This is a genomic window from Rhizobium sp. RHZ02 (genome assembly GCF_014851575.1).
Taxonomy (GTDB): domain Bacteria; phylum Pseudomonadota; class Alphaproteobacteria; order Rhizobiales; family Rhizobiaceae; genus Rhizobium; species Rhizobium altiplani.
Map to the genome: position 1 here is coordinate 73207 of NZ_JACUZX010000019.1, position 16180 is coordinate 89386.

Genomic DNA, 16180 nt, shown 5'->3' on the forward strand with positions numbered 1-16180 from the left:
ATGGAAGGTGAGCCCATGACAACCGCAGCCGCCGTCAAGCCCGCCGCAGGCCTGGCACCCGTCCTGTCGGTCTCCGGCCTGACGACGTCGTTCAAAGTGGACGGCGCCTGGCGGCCGGTCGTGCGCGACGTCTCCTTCGACGTGATGCCCGGCGAAACCGTCGCCATCGTCGGCGAAAGCGGCTCCGGCAAGAGCGTTACGTCGCTCTCGATCATGCGGCTGCTTGCGAAAGGCAGCAGTCGCGTCGAAGGCCGCATCCTGCTCAATGGCAAGAATCTCCTTTCGCTCTCCGACAAGGAGATGCGCGGTGTCCGCGGCAAGGACGTCGCGATGATTTTTCAGGAGCCGATGACCTCGCTGAATCCGATCTTCACCATCGGACGGCAGATTTCCGAGGCACTGACCTGCCATGGCAATCTTTCGGCGGCAGAAGCCAGGGCTGAGACGATCCGTCTGCTCGAAAAGGTCCGGATCCCGAATGCGGCCTCCCGCTTCGACGAATATCCCCACCAGTTTTCCGGCGGCATGCGCCAGCGGGTGATGATTGCCATGGCGCTGGCCCTGCGTCCGAAGTTGTTGATTGCCGACGAGCCGACGACCGCGCTCGATGTCACCATCCAGGGCCAGATCCTCGATCTCATAAAGACGCTGCAGGAAGAGGAGGGTATGTCCGTCCTTTTCATCACCCACGATATGGGCGTGGTAGCAGAGATTTCGGACCGCACCGTCGTCATGTATCGTGGCGAGGCTGTTGAAACAGGAAAGACGGAAGACGTTTTCCACCGGGGCCAGCATCCCTATACCCGCGCCCTGCTTTCAGCGGTGCCGCGTCTGGGTTCGATGACGGATCGTGCAAGCCCGCTTCCGTTCCCGGTAGTCGACGCGGCGACCGGGCAGCTGAAAGAGGCCGCGGAGGCTTGCCGAACGGTTGACGATAACAGGAAGCCGATCCTCGAAGTCAAAGGGCTCGTCACCCGCTTCGACATTCGCGGCGGCCTGCTCGGGCGCAAAACCGGTGCGATACACGCAGTCGAGAACGTTTCCTTCGACCTTCACCAGGGCGAAACACTCTCGCTCGTCGGTGAATCCGGCTGCGGCAAGTCCACGACCGGCCGCTCGATCATGCGCCTTCTCGATGCGCGGGCCGGCAGCGTCCACTTCGAGGGGAAGGACGTGCTGAAACTCGACGGCGCCAGCCTGCGTACCATGCGCCGCAACATCCAGATGATCTTTCAGGATCCCTTTGCCAGCCTTAACCCGCGCATGAGCGTCGGCACCTTGATCGCCGAACCCTTCAGCGAACACGGCCTTGGAACGCGCGCTCAGGCACGCGACAAGGCAGCCGACCTCATGGAACGGGTCGGGCTGAAGGCGGAGATGATGAGCCGCTATCCGCACGAATTCTCCGGCGGCCAGCGCCAGCGCATCTGCATTGCCCGTGCACTGTCACTTGATCCCAAGGTCATCGTTGCGGACGAAAGCGTTTCGGCGCTGGATGTCTCGATCAAGGCGCAGGTCTGCAATCTCCTGATGGACCTGCAAAAGAGCCTCGACCTGGCCTACCTGTTCATCTCGCACGACATGGCCGTCGTCGAGCGCCTCAGCCACCGGGTCGCAGTCATGTATCTTGGCGAGATCGTGGAAATCGGGCCGCGTCCGGCGGTCTTCGGCAATCCGCAGCACAGCTATACGAGAAAACTGATAGCTGCAGTGCCGGTCCCCGATCCCGCCCGCCGGGGTATCCGGCGAAACCTCGCGGCTGACGAGCTGAAAAGCCCGGTGCGTCCCCTCGACTACGTCCCACCCACACGCCAGTATCGCGAAGTCAGCCCCGGCCACCTCGTCAGGATCGACCAAGACGCCTAGGACCGAGGTTTGTGCCACTACGGTCGTGTTCTTCGACGTTTGGTCGGGGATCGCGGGCGGACGGAGCGGGATGCGAGATTCCCACCGGTCTGTGGCCCGCTTCTGTCCGGAAAAACTCCTTAGCCTGCATCAGCAGGTTATAGGCGATCGCTTCGCTGGAAATACTAGATCCGAAGCCCTTCATGGACACCATTGCCGATTATGGAAGGACGACGGCAAGCAAAAGTCGTTTTGGGATGGATATGTTGACTCCTTGCAAACAGGGCCTCATGCCGCAAATGGATCAGAAGCTCAAGCGTGATTGACTGGTCGGCCAATGACGGCCGTGCGCCGTGGCAAAGTGAGCGGTCCGAGCGTTTGCGATAGGCACATTCTTTTACGACATATTGCATCGCCGAATGGCTGTCATATTATGCGCATCCATTCGAAGTGATCGTGGTGACTAAATGCGCGACAGCGGTGGCTACGGGGAAGGCTTCGGCAAAAGGCTTGGCGCGCAGGCAACGTCCTTTGTCAGTAGAGCGCTTCGAAAATCGACGATTGCCGCAACCGAACTCCGATATGATAATCCGAGCTTTGAACTCTCCACTCCTCCAAAGGAGGAAGATGCGTTCATGGTCGGGCACTATCTTGTCGACTGTTCATCCTATCTTTACTGGGAGAGTGGTCGTCCCGCTCCGGCCTCGGCAATAGGTCAAGGGCAGACCATCATTTATGACCTCAAGCGACAGCCGACATTTCTCCTGAATCACGGCTTCCACACTGTTCACTACTATTTCTCCCGTGCCGCCCTAAGCGCCATCTCAGAGGAAGCAGGTGCTTCTCCTATCGATGAGCTGCAATACAAGCCGGCATTGGCCACCGACGATCCTGTTATGCGGAATATGTCAGCCGGATTGTTGCCGTTCTTTGGGCGCCCCGAAGAAGCGAGCGTGCTCTTTATGGACCATGTGATGCTTGCGATCGGAATCCACGTGGCCGCTCGCTATGGCGGCATGAGGCTTAGGCGGGAAGGCGCGCGAGGCGGGCTTGCACCTTGGCAGGAGAAGCGGGCTAAGGAAATGATCGTGTCTAGGCTTGGTGAGGATATCTCGCTCGCCGCAGTCGCCAGCGAATGCGGGGTTTCGGCCCGTCATTTTTCCCGGGCGTTTCGACAATCGACCGGTATTTCGCCGCACCAGTGGCTGACGCAGCAACGCGTGGAGACTGCGAAGCGGCTTCTCGCCGCCAACGAACTGAACCTCACACAGGTGGCCCTGGCTTGCGGCTTTGCTGACCAGAGCCATTTCACACGAGTTTTCGTGGCGCTAACCGGGACGAGCCCAGGGTTATGGCGGCGGAATAACGCCATATGAGCGTCGTCAGGGCCGAGAGAACAGCAATCCGCCCTCAAACTTTTTTCCTGTCCGAATCAAACAATAGATGACCCGTCGCTTCCATCGGCCTTCCAGTTCATCGCTTAGGATGATCCCGTCTTCAGTCGGAAACGCGGGAGAAAAAGATGGACTACGAGGCATTTTTCAATGAACGGTTGTCAGACCTTAGGTCTGAGGGCAGGTATCGGATTTTCGCCGATCTGGAGCGCACCGAGGGCACGTTCCCCCGAGCTATGATTCATTCGCCGGACGGATCACGTGAAGTTATCGTGTGGTGCTCCAACGACTATCTCGGCATGGGGCAGCACCCTGCTGTCGTCTCCGCTATGAAGGAGGCCGTGGATGCATATGGGGGTGGAGCCGGGGGCACCCGCAATATCGCCGGTACCAATCACCTTCATGTCCTTCTTGAGAGCGAACTTGCCGCCTTGCATGGCAAAGAGGCGGCTTTGACATTCAGTTCCGGCTATATGTCGAACTGGGCCACTCTGACGACACTAGGCACGCATATACCCGATCTTATTGTCTTCTCGGACGCAGCTAATCACGCTTCGATGATTGAAGGCATCCGCCATTCGAGGTGTGAGCGCATTGTCTGGCGGCACAATGACGTCCGCGATCTGGACGACAAGCTCCGTGCAGCCGATCCTCACGCCCCGAAACTGATTGCCTTTGAATCTCTCTATTCGATGGATGGTGACATTGCTCCCATCCGTGATATCTGCGACCTCGCCGAGAACTATGGTGCGATGACCTACCTTGATGAGGTCCATGCCGTCGGAATGTACGGGCACACCGGCGGCGGTATTGCCGAAAGTCAGGGTTTATCAGACCGTCTGACGATTATCGAGGGAACGCTGGCCAAGGCGTACGGGGTCATGGGCGGTTACATCGCCGCGTCGGCAGCGCTCTGTGATTTCATTCGCTCGTTCGCCTCTGGCTTCATTTTTACGACAGCGTTGCCACCGGCGCTTACCGCCGGGGCATTAGCCTCGATAAGGCATCTTAAAAAGAGTCCTTTCGAGCGCGCCCGGCATCAGGATCGGGTCGCCCGATTGCGCGCGCTTCTCGATCGAGCCGCCATTCCTCACATTGATAATCCCAGTCACATTATCCCGATCGTCATTGGCGACGCGGCCAAATGCAAGTGGGTATCCGACCTTCTCGTTCGGGATTTCGGCATTTACGCGCAGCCAATCAACTATCCGACTGTCCCCCGTCGGACCGAGCGTCTCCGGATCACGCCTACACCACTTCACACCGATGCGGACATCGAACACCTCGTTGGCGCACTCTCGTCCTTGTGGTCGCAGTGCGCGCTTTCCAAAGCGGCAGCCTGAGCCCGAGTATCGCGGCAATCGTTGCTGGCCGTCCGAACAAAGGAATTCGTCATGGAACAGCAGGTAAAGCCATCAGTCGCCCCACAATCCGGCATTCCACTTCGTCCCTTAGGCGCTGTGGAGCAATACTTCTGGCTTAGCGACAAAAATAGTCCCAAACACTTCTGCATGACGCTGCAGGTGTCGGGCGAAACGACAATTGAATCCTGGAAGAGTGCTCTCGAGGCTACCCGGTTGCGGCACCCACTCCTGCGTTCGAAGATCGCAAGGAATGAGTTCGGCGTTCCAAGTTTTTACATGGGCAGTGGTCGCCCGATCCCGCTAGAAGTCATCAGGTCCGAGCCGCCACATGCGTGGAAGACAGTGGTGTCGGATGAACTAATGAAGCCGTTCGAACAAACCGATGCGCCGCTCGTTCGCGCAGTTTTGTTTCACTCACCTCGCTATGCGACACTGGTCTTCACTGCGCATCACGCAGTAGCTGACGGCATGTCGATCGCATTTGTATTGCGAGACATGCTAGAGGTGATGAGTGGCGGTCACCGCGGACAGCTCGGGCTGGCCCTCGCGCAAGAGAGCATCGCCTCTGAATGGGACGTTAGTTCCGTCGGGGCAGCCCAGTCCGCAACGGCGATCCCGGCGCGAATGCTTGATAGGTCAAAGGGCTGGCCCGTCATTTCGAGCCTGCAACTGTCGCAGGAATTCTCAGCGCAGCTTAGGGTGGCTGTGCGGCGTCATGCGACGACCGTCCATGGCGCGCTCCTGTCGGCCATCATTCTGGCAGGTCGGCGGCTTTCAAAAGCATGGTGCGACGCGACAATCCGCGCCGTATCCCCGGTCAATCTCAGGCCGACGCTCGGTATCACAGACGACTGTGTTGTCTCCATCGTCTTCCCGATCGGCGGATACGCGCCGGGCATCGCGACCGGGCTCTGGGATTTGGCCAGGGATATCCGCCAAGACCTGATGCCGATGAAGACTCGAGAGGCAATTGTCGAGTCCTTCGGTGCGTTTCAGCATATCTTCGACACTTCGCCCTCGGTCGAGGAGCTCGCCGCCATCGAGTTGCAGGCTTGTGCTTGCGAAATGATGCTCTCGAACCTTGGGGAAGCGCCCTTGTCTGACGCGTATGGCGCTGTCCGTGTCGAAGCCCTTTGGGGACCATCGGTTTTTGTCGGCATCGAGGGCGAGCAGATGATCGGTGTAGCGACAGTCGGCGGCCGCATCCATTTGCTCCACACGAGCTTCACACCGATTCCTGGCCTTCTGGAGGCTGCCGAGAACCTGCTTCGGGAAGCCGTTGATTGATCATGAAGCGCAGACGGCGATTTTGTCCTTTTTAGACAAAACATCGCTGCCCAGTTCACGACACCCGAGATGCCGCTACTAAACTCAACGAACACCAACGCGGTTCGCCGGAGGTATAGGCGATGGCTGATGTGATCGAAAACACCGAATTTGTCCCGGCCGAGGGAGCCGCGACGCCGGCGTCGATTGTGGCGGCCCTCAAGGCTGTTGCGGGCAATCCTCCAAAGGTTCGAGCAAGTTTCGCAAAGGGTCGGTGCGTACGCGGCCGCTACGTGCCTTCCGAGCGCGTAGCGGAAATTACACGTTCTGTGAATTTCACGAGACCAGGCCGTGTACTCGCGCGGTTCTCGATGGGTGGCGGCAACCCGAATGTGCCGGATACGAACAGGTTGGTGTTGCGCGGGTTCAGCTTTCGCATCGAGACCGACGGCGAGACGTCGGACATCCTTGTCGAAAGCGCACCGGTCCATTTCGCTCGCACTCTCGACCAGATGCTTGCCTTCCTTAAGGCCCGCATTCCCGGGCCGGACGGCAAACCGGACCCCGCCAAAGTCAAATCCTTTTCGGACGCCAATCCCGAGACGCTCAACCAGGCGAAGTACATTGCGGCCCGTTCGCTCCCGGCGAGCTTTGCGGGAACCACGTACTGGGGAGTTCACTCATTCCCCGTTATCAACGAAGCAGGCAAGACGAGATTCATTAAATTCAAGATCGTGCCACGGATCGGAGAGATCGTTCTGACCGATGAAGAGGCGAAAGAGAAGGCTGTGGACTTTCTCCACCATGACCTTGAGGATCGCATCCGGAACGGCGGGATAGAGTTTGACATTCTGGCGTTGCTCGATCGACCAGGCGATCCGACCATGGATGTTACCGCTCGCTGGCCCGGAGAAGATGAACGTGAAACAGTTGTCCTCGGTACGATCACGATCGTTGCGATCGATAGTGATCATGCCTGCGATGTCTCGATTTTCGATCCGGGTACGTTGGCCCACGGAGTTGGCTATCCGCCCGACGAAATCTTCGCCGCGCGTCTGAAGGCCTATCGAATTTCCTTGGCAAAGCGCCAATAACGACCGATCGAACTACGAGAGCTGCCCGCGAGGAAACTGAGATGCGCAGTCAGGGAGTTTATGGACAAAGTCTCGGAGACCACTTTCACCTGGACGACGCTCCGGCCATCGTGACCAAGACGCTGAAGCGATCGGAAGTGGCAGTCACACACATTAAGTGTCGGAAACCTAGCCTGACGTCATCGATCCCGCCCGAAGATGCCTATCTGGTGGCGTATCAGATCGAAGACTGCATCGAGCACGAGCTTTGGATCAACGGCAAGGGTACCGGCAGGCTTCCCTTTTTCGGCGGCCAAACATCCTTCTACGATCTGCGTGAAGACCCAACGTCCTTCATCGGCGAAACTTCGAATTGCATGATGTACTACCTGCCGAAAAGCGCCATGGATATGATAGCGGAGGAACATGGCAAGCGATTTGGAGAGCTGGAGATGCGGTCTGACAAGCCCGCTGATGATCCGGTCATCGCCGCCCTTAGCACAACCCTGATGCCCGCTTTTGCAAATCCCGAATATGCGAGCCAACTCTTCCTCGATCACACGACGCTTGCCGTCGCCAATCATATCGCCCACCGTTACGGCGGTCTGCACGTGATTGCGCGGGCTGTCGCTGGAGGTCTCTCCGCGAAGAATGAACGGCGCGCGAAGGAAATCATCGACGCCAATCTTACGGGAGAGATTTCCCTCGCGGAACTTGCATCGCACTGCGGACTGTCGCCTCGCCATTTCGCGCGCGCCTTCAAGCAATCTACGGGAATGCCCGCGCATCACTGGATGGTGGTGCGGCGTTGCGATCGGGCAAAGGAGCTGCTTCGGGATACCGGATTGCCGATTTCCGACATTGCACTCGCCTGCGGTTTCGCAGACCAAAGTCATTTCACCCGCACCTTTTCCCGCATTGTCGGCATCTCGCCCGGCGCGTGGCGCAGGCGCGCTTAGGAGAACGATATGGAAGAGACCGGTGCTTACGGTGAGCGGTTGAGAAAGACTTTCAAAGTCGCCCGCGCGCCATCCCTTGTCGCCAAAACCTTGAAGAACGCCCGGATCGCCATCACGGAAATCCGTTGTGATAAGGCAAACACGGGCCTGAGCGAGCCGATCGCAGTCGAGGACGCGTTCCTCATGACCGTACAGTTGCGCGACGTTCCCGCTCACGACCTGTTCCTTGATGGCAAGCAAATGAAAACCGCGTTTCTGCCTGTGGGGACAACGAGCTTTTACGATCTGCGCTCGTCTCCGGTGGCCAATAGTATAAGCGCTTTTAACCACATTAGCTTCTATGTGCCCCGGACAGCATTGACGGCTATCACCGATAAGGAAGGAATTCCGTCGGTCGACGCTTTCAATCACAACCCGGGCGTTGGCGTGCAGGACCCCGTCATGCATAATCTGGTCCGTGCCATACTTCCGGCGTTCCGTTCCCCTGGTCTCGCCAATCAGTTGTTTGTCGACCATCTGACAGTTGCTGCAACCGCCCACGCAGTGCGCCATCACGCATGTGCGTTTCGACAAAAAGCGACGCGGCGCAAGACCTTGTCGGACGGAGAGGTCTCAAGAGCACAGGAAAAGCTCTCAGAACATCTGGACGGTGACCTCAGGCTGGAGGAACTTTCGGATGAGTGCGGCATGTCGCCACTAGAATTTGTGTCCGCCTTCGAGGAAACCGTCGGCGGCTCCGTTCACTCCTGGAGGGACGACCTCAGGATTGAGCGTGCGAAGCGCCTGTTGGTCCGCGGCTACGAAGCCGGAGAAGTGGCCGCGCTCCTTGGTTATGAGCAAGTTTCCGACTTCGTCGGCGATTTCATCCGAAAAGTCGGGACCGACCCGCGTGGTGTCCACTGACTACCACTACCGGTCGCTCTTTTGCACTTTCGTACGGATTCAATTTGCTCTTTGTTTGCCTCCTCTCCGCTCTATGCAATGGGTCGATCGTGCCAATAGTTGTTCGCCGCAGCGATGGCTTGAAAGTTCATCGCAATGATTTGGCAGGCCATTAAAATGGTTTCGGCATCGTCCTCGTAGATCACCACCAGCCGGTCCCGTATGCTCTTCGAAGGCTGGACCTTCCTCACCATTTCCCATGCAAGCCTGGCGGCCAGATCGACGCCTTCGCGGGGCGTTGCGGTTTCAAGTGATGCAGCGAACTCTTTCACGGATGCCTCCCAGGATCTTTTGCCGTTGCAGGATAGTTCACTCAGGTTGGCAGGTATTGGACGGTGGCGCCGCTGCTTGCACTATCCGGCCATTCCGTACTGCACCTGAATGTTCAATTTGATGGCCCGATTTGGAAAAGAATGACAGTTGCGGAAAATCCGGATTGTGGCGTCTCGGGCAAAATTGCGTGGTGAATATAGCGAAAAGGAGCAATCGCATGTCGAACCTCACTTCCGCCAATTTCCGGATCAAACGTTGCCTGGCGGCATCAGTCTTTTGGGCCGCCATGATAACGTCGGCCGCCTGGGCGGACGGGCAGAAGGAAACGCCGCAGGACCTCATAAGCACACTCCACGGGACATTTGGTGCGCACCACGAACGGGCGGTGCACACCAAGGGCGTGATGGTCGTTGGTACATTCACGCCGACCAGGGACGCGAGTAAACTCACGAAAGCTTCGGTGTTCTCCGAAGGAAAACTCCCCGTCGTTGCGCGTTTCTCCCTTTTTGCCGGCGTGCCCGACATTCCAGATACGGCGAATGGCGCGGCACCAACCGGCCTAGCGATCAAAATCAAGGCCAAGGACGGGACTGAGTTTGATTTCGCCACCGATCAACACAACGGATTCGTCGTCGCGACGAGTGACGAATTCGCCAACTTTCTACGTTTGGTAGCCGCGAGCGGTCCGGGCGTGGAACATCCGACGCCGTTGGAAAAGTTCCTCGATAGCCATCCAATCTCTAAGCATTTTGTCGAGACACTCACGTCCCCCGCATCCTACGCAACTGCGACCTTCTTTGGGATCAACTCATTCAAATTTACCAATGGTGACGGAAAGTCGGCGTTTGTGCGCTATCGATTTGTGCCGAAAGCCGGAGAGCACTACTTGAATCCCGAGGAACTCAACAGGATGGGACCGAACTATCTCCAAGAGGAAATCGTGTCGAGGATTTCCAAGAAGCCGGTCGTGTTCGATTGGTATGCGCAGGTGGCCGAAGATGGCGACAAGATCGAAGACCCGTCTATTGCATGGCCGGAGAGCCGCAACCTCGTAAGGCTTGGCACATTCAACTTCGATGGCTTACCGCGCGATAAGGCCGTCGCCGACAAGCAAACGCTTTTCCTCCCGGGTACCAGTCACCCTGGTATCGAACCGGCTGACCCCATGCTGACGTTTCGCAACCACACCTATCCGATATCGTTCGGAGAGCGGCAGTAGGAAGCGCCAGTTGCCGGCCGCCGCCCTGTTGCGCCACGAACATTGAAAACAAAGCGCTTTTTTCGGGCGCAGATGGGCCGCGTTTCGCATCCGTTCCCATCTGCGCCCATAATTATTTTGGGCGCAAGGGCAGGGCGACGTGTCTGCTTTGCGGCAAGAGCGATCATAGCCGTGCAAGTGAAGCAACGTCCTGTCGGCGATCTTGCGTTCTTTTGGAACCTTGACCGTCTTCATGATGTTCCTGGCAGGACCCTGCCGGCAGATGACGTGGGAGAGCACCTCTGCAACCATTTCCTCGCTTGCATGCAGTTTGTGCTGCTGAGGCGCGCACGAAGTGGAACAAAACCACCATCAGTCCGCTCGAGGTCCAGGTCACGGTCTTGACGACCATCGAACGAGGGCGAGCAATGTGTTAATCGTCCTGGAAGGCATGAGATTAGAACGGACGCATCAATCGCTGGATCGGGCGGTGAACGCATATCTCGCAAGCTCGCGGCGCTGGCGGCCAAACTCCGGTGAAGCCGGCGGGCTGTCGAATGAGACTGCACAAAAGTCGTGAATACTCACTGAGGGATGAGGCAATGGACGAAGATCATACGAAACGCATGATCCTTGAATTCCTGAGGAAGCACACTTTGGCGGTCATTGCGACATGCCACGGCAATGGAACGCCGGAGGCGGCTACGGTCGACTTCTCGGTGCGGGACAATCTTGAGATCGTGTTCGACACTTTCAAAGACACCCGGAAGTTCAACAATCTTGCGGAGCGTCCCGGCGTCGCGTTCGTTGTCGGATGGGACGACAACATCACGGTTCAATACGAGGGTAAGGCCACAAGGGTTCCTGCCGCAGATATCGAACAATACCAGGAAGCCCATCTCAACAGCGTTCCGGCCGAAAGGGAGTTCATCGAGAGAGGGGCCGAGATGTTCAAAGCGACGCCGCGGTGGATTCGATATTCCGATTTCAACAAGGAGCCTCCCGAGCTGATCGAGATTCAATTCTGACAGACGCAACCGCTTCGGATCGCCGTCCGAGGGCGTCGGCAAAATCGTGACACCGGCCTTGAGGGCACGATAACCTAGAGGATCGCGGAGGCTCAGCAAACCCGATCATCAAGATAAATGCGGGCACTCCCAACGCTCGCGAATCGTGGGCTCGGCGACGCGTTTCGTTCTCGGAACGGCTGCTTTGGGTAGTGGGTTCAATTGATCGCCGCAACACATTCTGCAAATTTTTCCGCGGGCGTCTGATAAAGCAAGGTCTTTCTTGGACGTTCGTTGAGCTGCCAGGCGATAGGATTGAGCTGGGCTTGGCTATGTACGGACAGGTCGGGCGGAAAAATGGCCTTCGGGCCTCACGAACGAAGTCCTTTTGCAGGGCGACCTCGTCGATCGGAGCGAGCCTACTTGCCAGACAGCATCGTTTGCAGGACCCCATCGCGTCGAACTAGACCATGGAAGAGCGCTGCCGCCAGATGCACCATCACGAGGGCAAAGAACGCGAAGGCGAGATAGAAATGCGCGCTCCACAGCATTGTATGGAGGCTCGCGCTCTGCGGTAGGATCGGCGGAAGGCGGAACCCACCAAAAAGCACGATGGGATAGGCGGCTGCGGACATCATGGCCCAGCCGATCAGGGGCATGCCGATCATCAGCGCGTACAAGCCAACATGGGAGAGATGCGCAGCGAGTCTCATCGGCTCGGGAAGGTCTGCGGGCAGTGCTGGTGCGCCTGATACGAAGCGCACCAAAAGACGAACCAAGGCAAGAACGAGAATGGCGATTCCCAGCGTCTTGTGGGTTATCAGCAGCGGTACGTACTGCCGTCCGATGGTCGAGACCATTCCGACGCCGATGAACAGCATGGCCAGAATTCCGATCGCCATCAGCCAATGCAGCAAACGCTGAACGGCGGAGAAGCGTGTTTTTATGTCCGTCATGGCTTTGCGCTCACTGCTGTTCGAGGATAGTGGTTCGCCTCACTGGTCCGCAGATCATAGGATCTTGCATAAGCTGCCGATCGGGCTGCCGGGAACGGATCATCGCCAACCTTGATACCGTCAGGCAAAATGGTCGGGTCAAAATTGATATCCCGGCAGGGACCATCAACCTCCGGCTCGATTTTCTGCACCACGAGCGTTCCAGCTTCGACAGTACGCCGCTCGGGCGGCCAGGCCCCCGTCGGATCCGATGTTGGATCTGAGGGGTCGGCAACTGTCAGCACGAGTGTCCAGCGCTGCGGCGATTTGGCAACGCGCTCAGTAATGTCTTCTTCGAGATGATTGGGGCCGAGTTTCGTGAAATCCGCGCCGGAGATTGGCACGGCCTGCGTTTCTGGGCGCAATGACCAACGCACTGCGTTCTTTGTACCCGCAGCATCCGTGAATATGAATGCATTGAGACTGTTAAAAGTCACCTCCGCGTAGCTGGCCGTCCAGGGAGCCGTGGTTGCCCACTCGCCAAACGCAGTAAATTCTGGATGTGCTGCCACGAAGCCTTTCATCGCTTCGGGATCCTTACTCTTCGAGGCCTCGAGCAGGTCGTAGAACCCGTGAGGCGTCGAGACCGCGAAGACGGGTGGGTCAATTAGTGCCATGCGCCAGACGCTGTTGTCAGGCGCTGAGATTTGCACGCCGACGCCCCGCACCCGCACCGTCGGATCAGCGGCGTTCGGATCAGGAGTTGCCAAGTTGAAGCGCCCGAGAACGGGGTAGTGTCCTGCGGTGAATACCGTTGCCTTCGAAAGCGCCACGGCGGTCCCATTCGATTCAAAGGTGCCAGTGAAGCAGACGCCCTTTGCGTGATTCCGCCGATGTCCCAGCGCGGGTCCGCCTGGAGGCGCCAGGGCGCTGACAAGTTCTGTTGAAGAAAGGCGGCCGGGCGAAAGCCATCCGGCAGTGTAGGCAAAGGCGCCGACGCTGAAACCGACCACCGCGGCAATCAGCATCAAGGATCCGAGAGCGGAACGCTGCGAGCCCGGCATACAAGCCTCTCCGTCTTTAGCAGTTTCTCTGCGATGCTAGGAAATCAAAGCTAGTGCGTCGACAGGCGACGACGCGGGTTTCAGCGCTTCTCCTGTTCTTGGGCCACGGAGGATGGCATTGTTGTTGAGCGCGGTCAAATCGGACTTCATAACGGGAAACGCATCCTCAATGGCCGGGATGGGGTACCTGGAAGAGGTGGCGAATCCGTGCTGTGATCGATGTTGGATGGAGCTGAGCGCCTCAAGTCATTCGACAGGTGAACTCGCTCTCCACTCGCAGTACCACGCTGTCAGCACGGATGAGCGTATTGGTGAGCCCCGGTCGGCAATCAGGTCGGCGTGCCGCTGGGGCGGCTCGCGAGAACGGTATTGGTCGCTTTCATGGCTCCTTCCTTTTTCGAGGATCAAGCGGGCAAATCCGGATTCGCGCCATTATCAGGCAACATTGATGAGCGCCTTGATGTTCACGCGCGTTGCAAGCATGGACCGAAGCATCGAAGCATCGAAGCATCGAAGCATCGAAGCTTCAGGCGGGGCACGGCTCGCCAGTCACTAATCGGGCGAGAAGATCTCCAGCCTCAGAGCCAGGGACACCGAGGTCGCGAACTGAGTCCATGTGGTTCCGAGCTGCCAGGATCTTCCGGACTGCCGGGAGCCCTTGCCCTCGCAAGGTAGACAGAAACGCATTAGATTGCGCATGAAAAGGATCTGTCTCTTTTGCGCCAACCGCTAGGATAACGCGGCAGTGCGGGTCGTGGTGGTGAGAGAGAGGTGTGAAGCGCGCCACCTCTTCATCCGATAGCGCAATCTCGTTTTGAAGAAACGACCGCTGCAATGGAGCGAGGTCGTAAAGGCCACCGAGCAAGAACGCACCTTCGATGCCGGAGGGGATGGTACTCCCATGAAATAGGAAGCTTGCGAGGTGTGCGCCAGCCGAATGCCCGCTCACCGTTAGTGTCGAGGGGTCGCCTCCATACTCTGCGATGCGGTCAATCACCCATCGTTTGGCGCGTACGACTTGGTCGACAAGGACCTCCATCCTGTAGGCAGGCATTAATGCATAGTCGACGATGACCGCGATCGCGCCTGCCTGGGTGATGGTGTTTGCAACACAGGAATAGTCGCGCTTGGAGAACATCCGCCAATAGCCCCCATGGATGAACATGTGGACCGGAAGGTTCTTTCGTGTCCCTTCCGGATAGAAGATATCCAAGCTTTCGGAGGGACCGTCGCCATAGACGACGTTCCCAGTCATTGATAGAGTTTCGCGAGTTCTTTCACTCGCTTTCACGATCTCGCTGACAATGCTGTCGAAGTGCGCAACATGATCACGTATGCGAAATGGGTCCGTTTCCACGATTGCTCCCCAGCTCAGAAACTTGTTGCGATATATTTCGCTTCCATGAATTCGGCAATGCCATGATGCTGACCACCCTCGCGGCCAAGGCCGCTTTGCTTCACACCGCCAAACGGGGCTGCAGGATCGGATACAAGACCACGGTTTAAAGCAATCATCCCAGCCTCGATGCCGTCGGAGACCCGCAGCCCGCGTGCAAGGTCGCGCGTATAGACGTAGGCAGCCAGGCCGTGTTCCGTGTCATTGGCTCTCCGGACGGCTTCTTCCTCGGTTTCGAAGCGATAGAGCGGCGCGACCGGACCGAAGATTTCCTCTGAGGCCATCTCTGACTCAAATGGTACATCCGCCAGAACAGTCGGAGGATAGAAATAGCCGTCACCTGCCGGGGCGTCGCCGCCACAGAGTACACGGGCTCCTCGGACCTTTGCATCGTCCACGAGGCGTGCGATCTTGTCGACCGCCTTGCGGGTGATCATTGGACCGCATTCGGTGTCCCCGGAAACTCCCGACCCCATAATGAGCGCGCCCATGCGCCTTGTGAGGCCTTCGGCAAATGCATCGTATATCCCCGACTGGACGTAGAAGCGGTTCGCCGCGGTGCAGGCTTCGCCGGCGTTTCGCATCTTGGCGATCATCGCACCGTCAAGGGCCGCTTCCAGGTCTGCGTCGTCGAACACCACGAAAGGTGCGTTGCCGCCCAACTCCATGGAGCAGGAGATGACGTTCTTCGCAGCCTCGGCCAAGAGGCCGCGACCGACACCAGTCGATCCTGTAAAAGAGAGCTTTCTGACACGTGGATCCGCGAGAACCTCTGCCGTTAATGGTCCGGGGTTGGTCGTCGTCAGTACGTTTACGACACCGTTCGGCACCCCGGCCTCCTCATAGATTGCAGCCAATGCGTAAGCAGTCAGCGGTGTTTCGCTGGCGGGCTTCAGTATCACGGTGCAACCAGCAGCAAGCGCAGGCGCGATCTTCCGGGTAGCCATCGCCGCCGGAAAATTCCACGGCGTGATCAGCAGGCAGATGCCAATTGGCTGGTAGTCGACGATGATGCGATTGGTGCCTGATGGCGCTATGCCGAACTCGCCCGTAATGCGGACAGCTTCTTCCGCATTCCAGCGGAAGAACTCGGCTGCGTAGGCGACCTCACCACGCGCGTCGCGCAACGCCTTGCCATTTTCCAGCGAGATCAGTGTCGCCAGCATCTCGGAGCGCTCGATCATAAGCTCGAAGCACCGGCGCAGGATCTCGGAGCGCTTGCGTGGGGGCGTAGCCCGCCATCCCGGCGCTGCAGTGGATGCAGCTTCGACACTGGCGCGGGCATCCTCGATCGTGGCATCCGGCACGGTGGCGAGAACCTCGCCCGTCGAAGGGTTCACGACGTCGATTGTCCGACCGGACCGAGATGGCTGCCAGGCTCCATCGATGTAGAGGCCGCGTGCGGTCGCCGTGAGATCCGGCAGTTGGTGGTCGACTTGAGGTATGTGTTGGGCAATGGTCATG

The 16180-nt window shown here is 58.2% G+C and carries 14 protein-coding genes and 1 pseudogene; 9 read left to right on the forward strand and 6 right to left on the reverse strand.

Features of this window, described 5'->3' with window-relative positions; translation table 11 throughout:
- The first annotated feature begins 15 nt into the window (after window positions 1-15).
- The 7 genes from IB244_RS22615 to IB244_RS22645 all read left to right on the forward strand — a co-directional run bounded on the left by IB244_RS22615 (window position 16) and on the right by IB244_RS22645 (window position 8804).
- Window positions 16-1866 carry an ABC transporter ATP-binding protein gene (locus IB244_RS22615; protein ID WP_192305633.1) on the forward strand — a complete coding sequence of 617 codons (1851 nt, stop codon included), beginning with the start codon at window positions 16-18 and terminating at the stop codon, window positions 1864-1866.
- Between the two features lie 446 nt (window positions 1867-2312).
- A complete protein-coding gene (locus IB244_RS22620; protein ID WP_192305635.1) occupies window positions 2313-3221 on the forward strand; it encodes a helix-turn-helix domain-containing protein in 909 nt (302 codons plus the stop codon).
- A 146-nt stretch (window positions 3222-3367) separates the two neighbouring features.
- On the forward strand, window positions 3368-4582 hold the full coding sequence (hemA, locus tag IB244_RS22625; protein WP_192305637.1) for a 5-aminolevulinate synthase: 1215 nt from the start codon (window positions 3368-3370) through the stop codon (window positions 4580-4582).
- Window positions 4583-4633: 51 nt separating this feature from the next.
- Window positions 4634-5890, forward strand: a complete 1257-nt coding sequence (locus IB244_RS22630) for a condensation domain-containing protein (protein WP_192305639.1) — start codon at window positions 4634-4636, stop codon at window positions 5888-5890.
- 122 nt (window positions 5891-6012) lie between these two features.
- A complete protein-coding gene (locus IB244_RS22635; RefSeq protein WP_192305641.1) occupies window positions 6013-6963 on the forward strand; it encodes a catalase family peroxidase in 951 nt (316 codons plus the stop codon).
- 41 nt (window positions 6964-7004) lie between these two features.
- The gene (locus IB244_RS22640) at window positions 7005-7901 is read left to right on the forward strand and encodes a helix-turn-helix domain-containing protein (RefSeq protein ID WP_169681564.1); all 897 of its coding nucleotides are present in this window, start codon (window positions 7005-7007) and stop codon (window positions 7899-7901) included.
- Between the two features lie 9 nt (window positions 7902-7910).
- On the forward strand, window positions 7911-8804 hold the full coding sequence (locus IB244_RS22645; protein WP_192305643.1) for a helix-turn-helix domain-containing protein: 894 nt from the start codon (window positions 7911-7913) through the stop codon (window positions 8802-8804).
- Between the two features lie 71 nt (window positions 8805-8875).
- Here the strand turns inward: IB244_RS22645 and IB244_RS22650 are convergent, their stop codons facing one another.
- Complete coding sequence (locus IB244_RS22650) at window positions 8876-9115, reverse strand: hexameric tyrosine-coordinated heme protein (RefSeq protein WP_018858175.1); 240 nt, start codon at window positions 9113-9115, stop codon at window positions 8876-8878.
- 218 nt (window positions 9116-9333) lie between these two features.
- Here IB244_RS22650 and IB244_RS22655 point away from each other — a divergent pair, with 218 nt between their 5' ends.
- On the forward strand, window positions 9334-10335 hold the full coding sequence (locus IB244_RS22655) for a catalase family peroxidase (RefSeq protein ID WP_192305645.1): 1002 nt from the start codon (window positions 9334-9336) through the stop codon (window positions 10333-10335).
- Between the two features lie 581 nt (window positions 10336-10916).
- Window positions 10917-11342 carry a pyridoxamine 5'-phosphate oxidase family protein gene (locus IB244_RS22660; protein WP_192305647.1) on the forward strand — a complete coding sequence of 142 codons (426 nt, stop codon included), beginning with the start codon at window positions 10917-10919 and terminating at the stop codon, window positions 11340-11342.
- Between the two features lie 197 nt (window positions 11343-11539).
- On the opposite strand, the pseudogene IB244_RS32465 reads toward IB244_RS22660, so the two are convergent.
- From IB244_RS32465 to IB244_RS22680, 5 genes and pseudogenes are all read right to left on the reverse strand, one after another.
- Window positions 11540-11668, reverse strand: a pseudogene (locus IB244_RS32465) (IS30 family transposase); the annotation flags it as partial.
- 72 nt (window positions 11669-11740) lie between these two features.
- Window positions 11741-12277, reverse strand: a complete 537-nt coding sequence (locus IB244_RS22665; RefSeq protein ID WP_112658375.1) for a cytochrome b — start codon at window positions 12275-12277, stop codon at window positions 11741-11743.
- Window positions 12274-13320 (reverse strand): catalase family peroxidase, encoded by a 1047-nt coding sequence (locus IB244_RS22670; protein WP_192305649.1) that lies wholly within the window; start codon window positions 13318-13320, stop codon window positions 12274-12276. The genes IB244_RS22665 and IB244_RS22670 overlap by 4 nt, the downstream gene beginning before the upstream one ends.
- Before the next feature lie 526 nt (window positions 13321-13846).
- Window positions 13847-14677, reverse strand: a complete 831-nt coding sequence (locus IB244_RS22675; RefSeq protein ID WP_169681556.1) for an alpha/beta hydrolase — start codon at window positions 14675-14677, stop codon at window positions 13847-13849.
- Window positions 14678-14691: 14 nt separating this feature from the next.
- Window positions 14692-16179 (reverse strand): NAD-dependent succinate-semialdehyde dehydrogenase, encoded by a 1488-nt coding sequence (locus IB244_RS22680; RefSeq protein WP_169681554.1) that lies wholly within the window; start codon window positions 16177-16179, stop codon window positions 14692-14694.
- Window position 16180: the final 1 nt, after the last annotated feature.

What these genes read in the sequence shown, in the direction of transcription:
- IB244_RS22615 (WP_192305633.1), top strand. Translation starts at nt 16, where the DNA reads ATGACAACCGCAGCCGCCGTCAAGCCCGCCGCAGGCCTGGCACCCGTC.
- IB244_RS22620 (WP_192305635.1), top strand. Translation starts at nt 2,313, where the DNA reads ATGCGCGACAGCGGTGGCTACGGGGAAGGCTTCGGCAAAAGGCTTGGC.
- hemA (WP_192305637.1), top strand. Translation starts at nt 3,368, where the DNA reads ATGGACTACGAGGCATTTTTCAATGAACGGTTGTCAGACCTTAGGTCT.
- IB244_RS22630 (WP_192305639.1), top strand. Translation starts at nt 4,634, where the DNA reads ATGGAACAGCAGGTAAAGCCATCAGTCGCCCCACAATCCGGCATTCCA.
- IB244_RS22635 (WP_192305641.1), top strand. Translation starts at nt 6,013, where the DNA reads ATGGCTGATGTGATCGAAAACACCGAATTTGTCCCGGCCGAGGGAGCC.
- IB244_RS22640 (WP_169681564.1), top strand. Translation starts at nt 7,005, where the DNA reads ATGCGCAGTCAGGGAGTTTATGGACAAAGTCTCGGAGACCACTTTCAC.
- IB244_RS22645 (WP_192305643.1), top strand. Translation starts at nt 7,911, where the DNA reads ATGGAAGAGACCGGTGCTTACGGTGAGCGGTTGAGAAAGACTTTCAAA.
- IB244_RS22655 (WP_192305645.1), top strand. Translation starts at nt 9,334, where the DNA reads ATGTCGAACCTCACTTCCGCCAATTTCCGGATCAAACGTTGCCTGGCG.
- IB244_RS22660 (WP_192305647.1), top strand. Translation starts at nt 10,917, where the DNA reads ATGGACGAAGATCATACGAAACGCATGATCCTTGAATTCCTGAGGAAG.
- IB244_RS22665 (WP_112658375.1), bottom strand. Translation starts at nt 12,277, where the DNA reads ATGACGGACATAAAAACACGCTTCTCCGCCGTTCAGCGTTTGCTGCAT.
- IB244_RS22670 (WP_192305649.1), bottom strand. Translation starts at nt 13,320, where the DNA reads ATGCCGGGCTCGCAGCGTTCCGCTCTCGGATCCTTGATGCTGATTGCC.
- IB244_RS22680 (WP_169681554.1), bottom strand. Translation starts at nt 16,179, where the DNA reads ATGACCATTGCCCAACACATACCTCAAGTCGACCACCAACTGCCGGAT.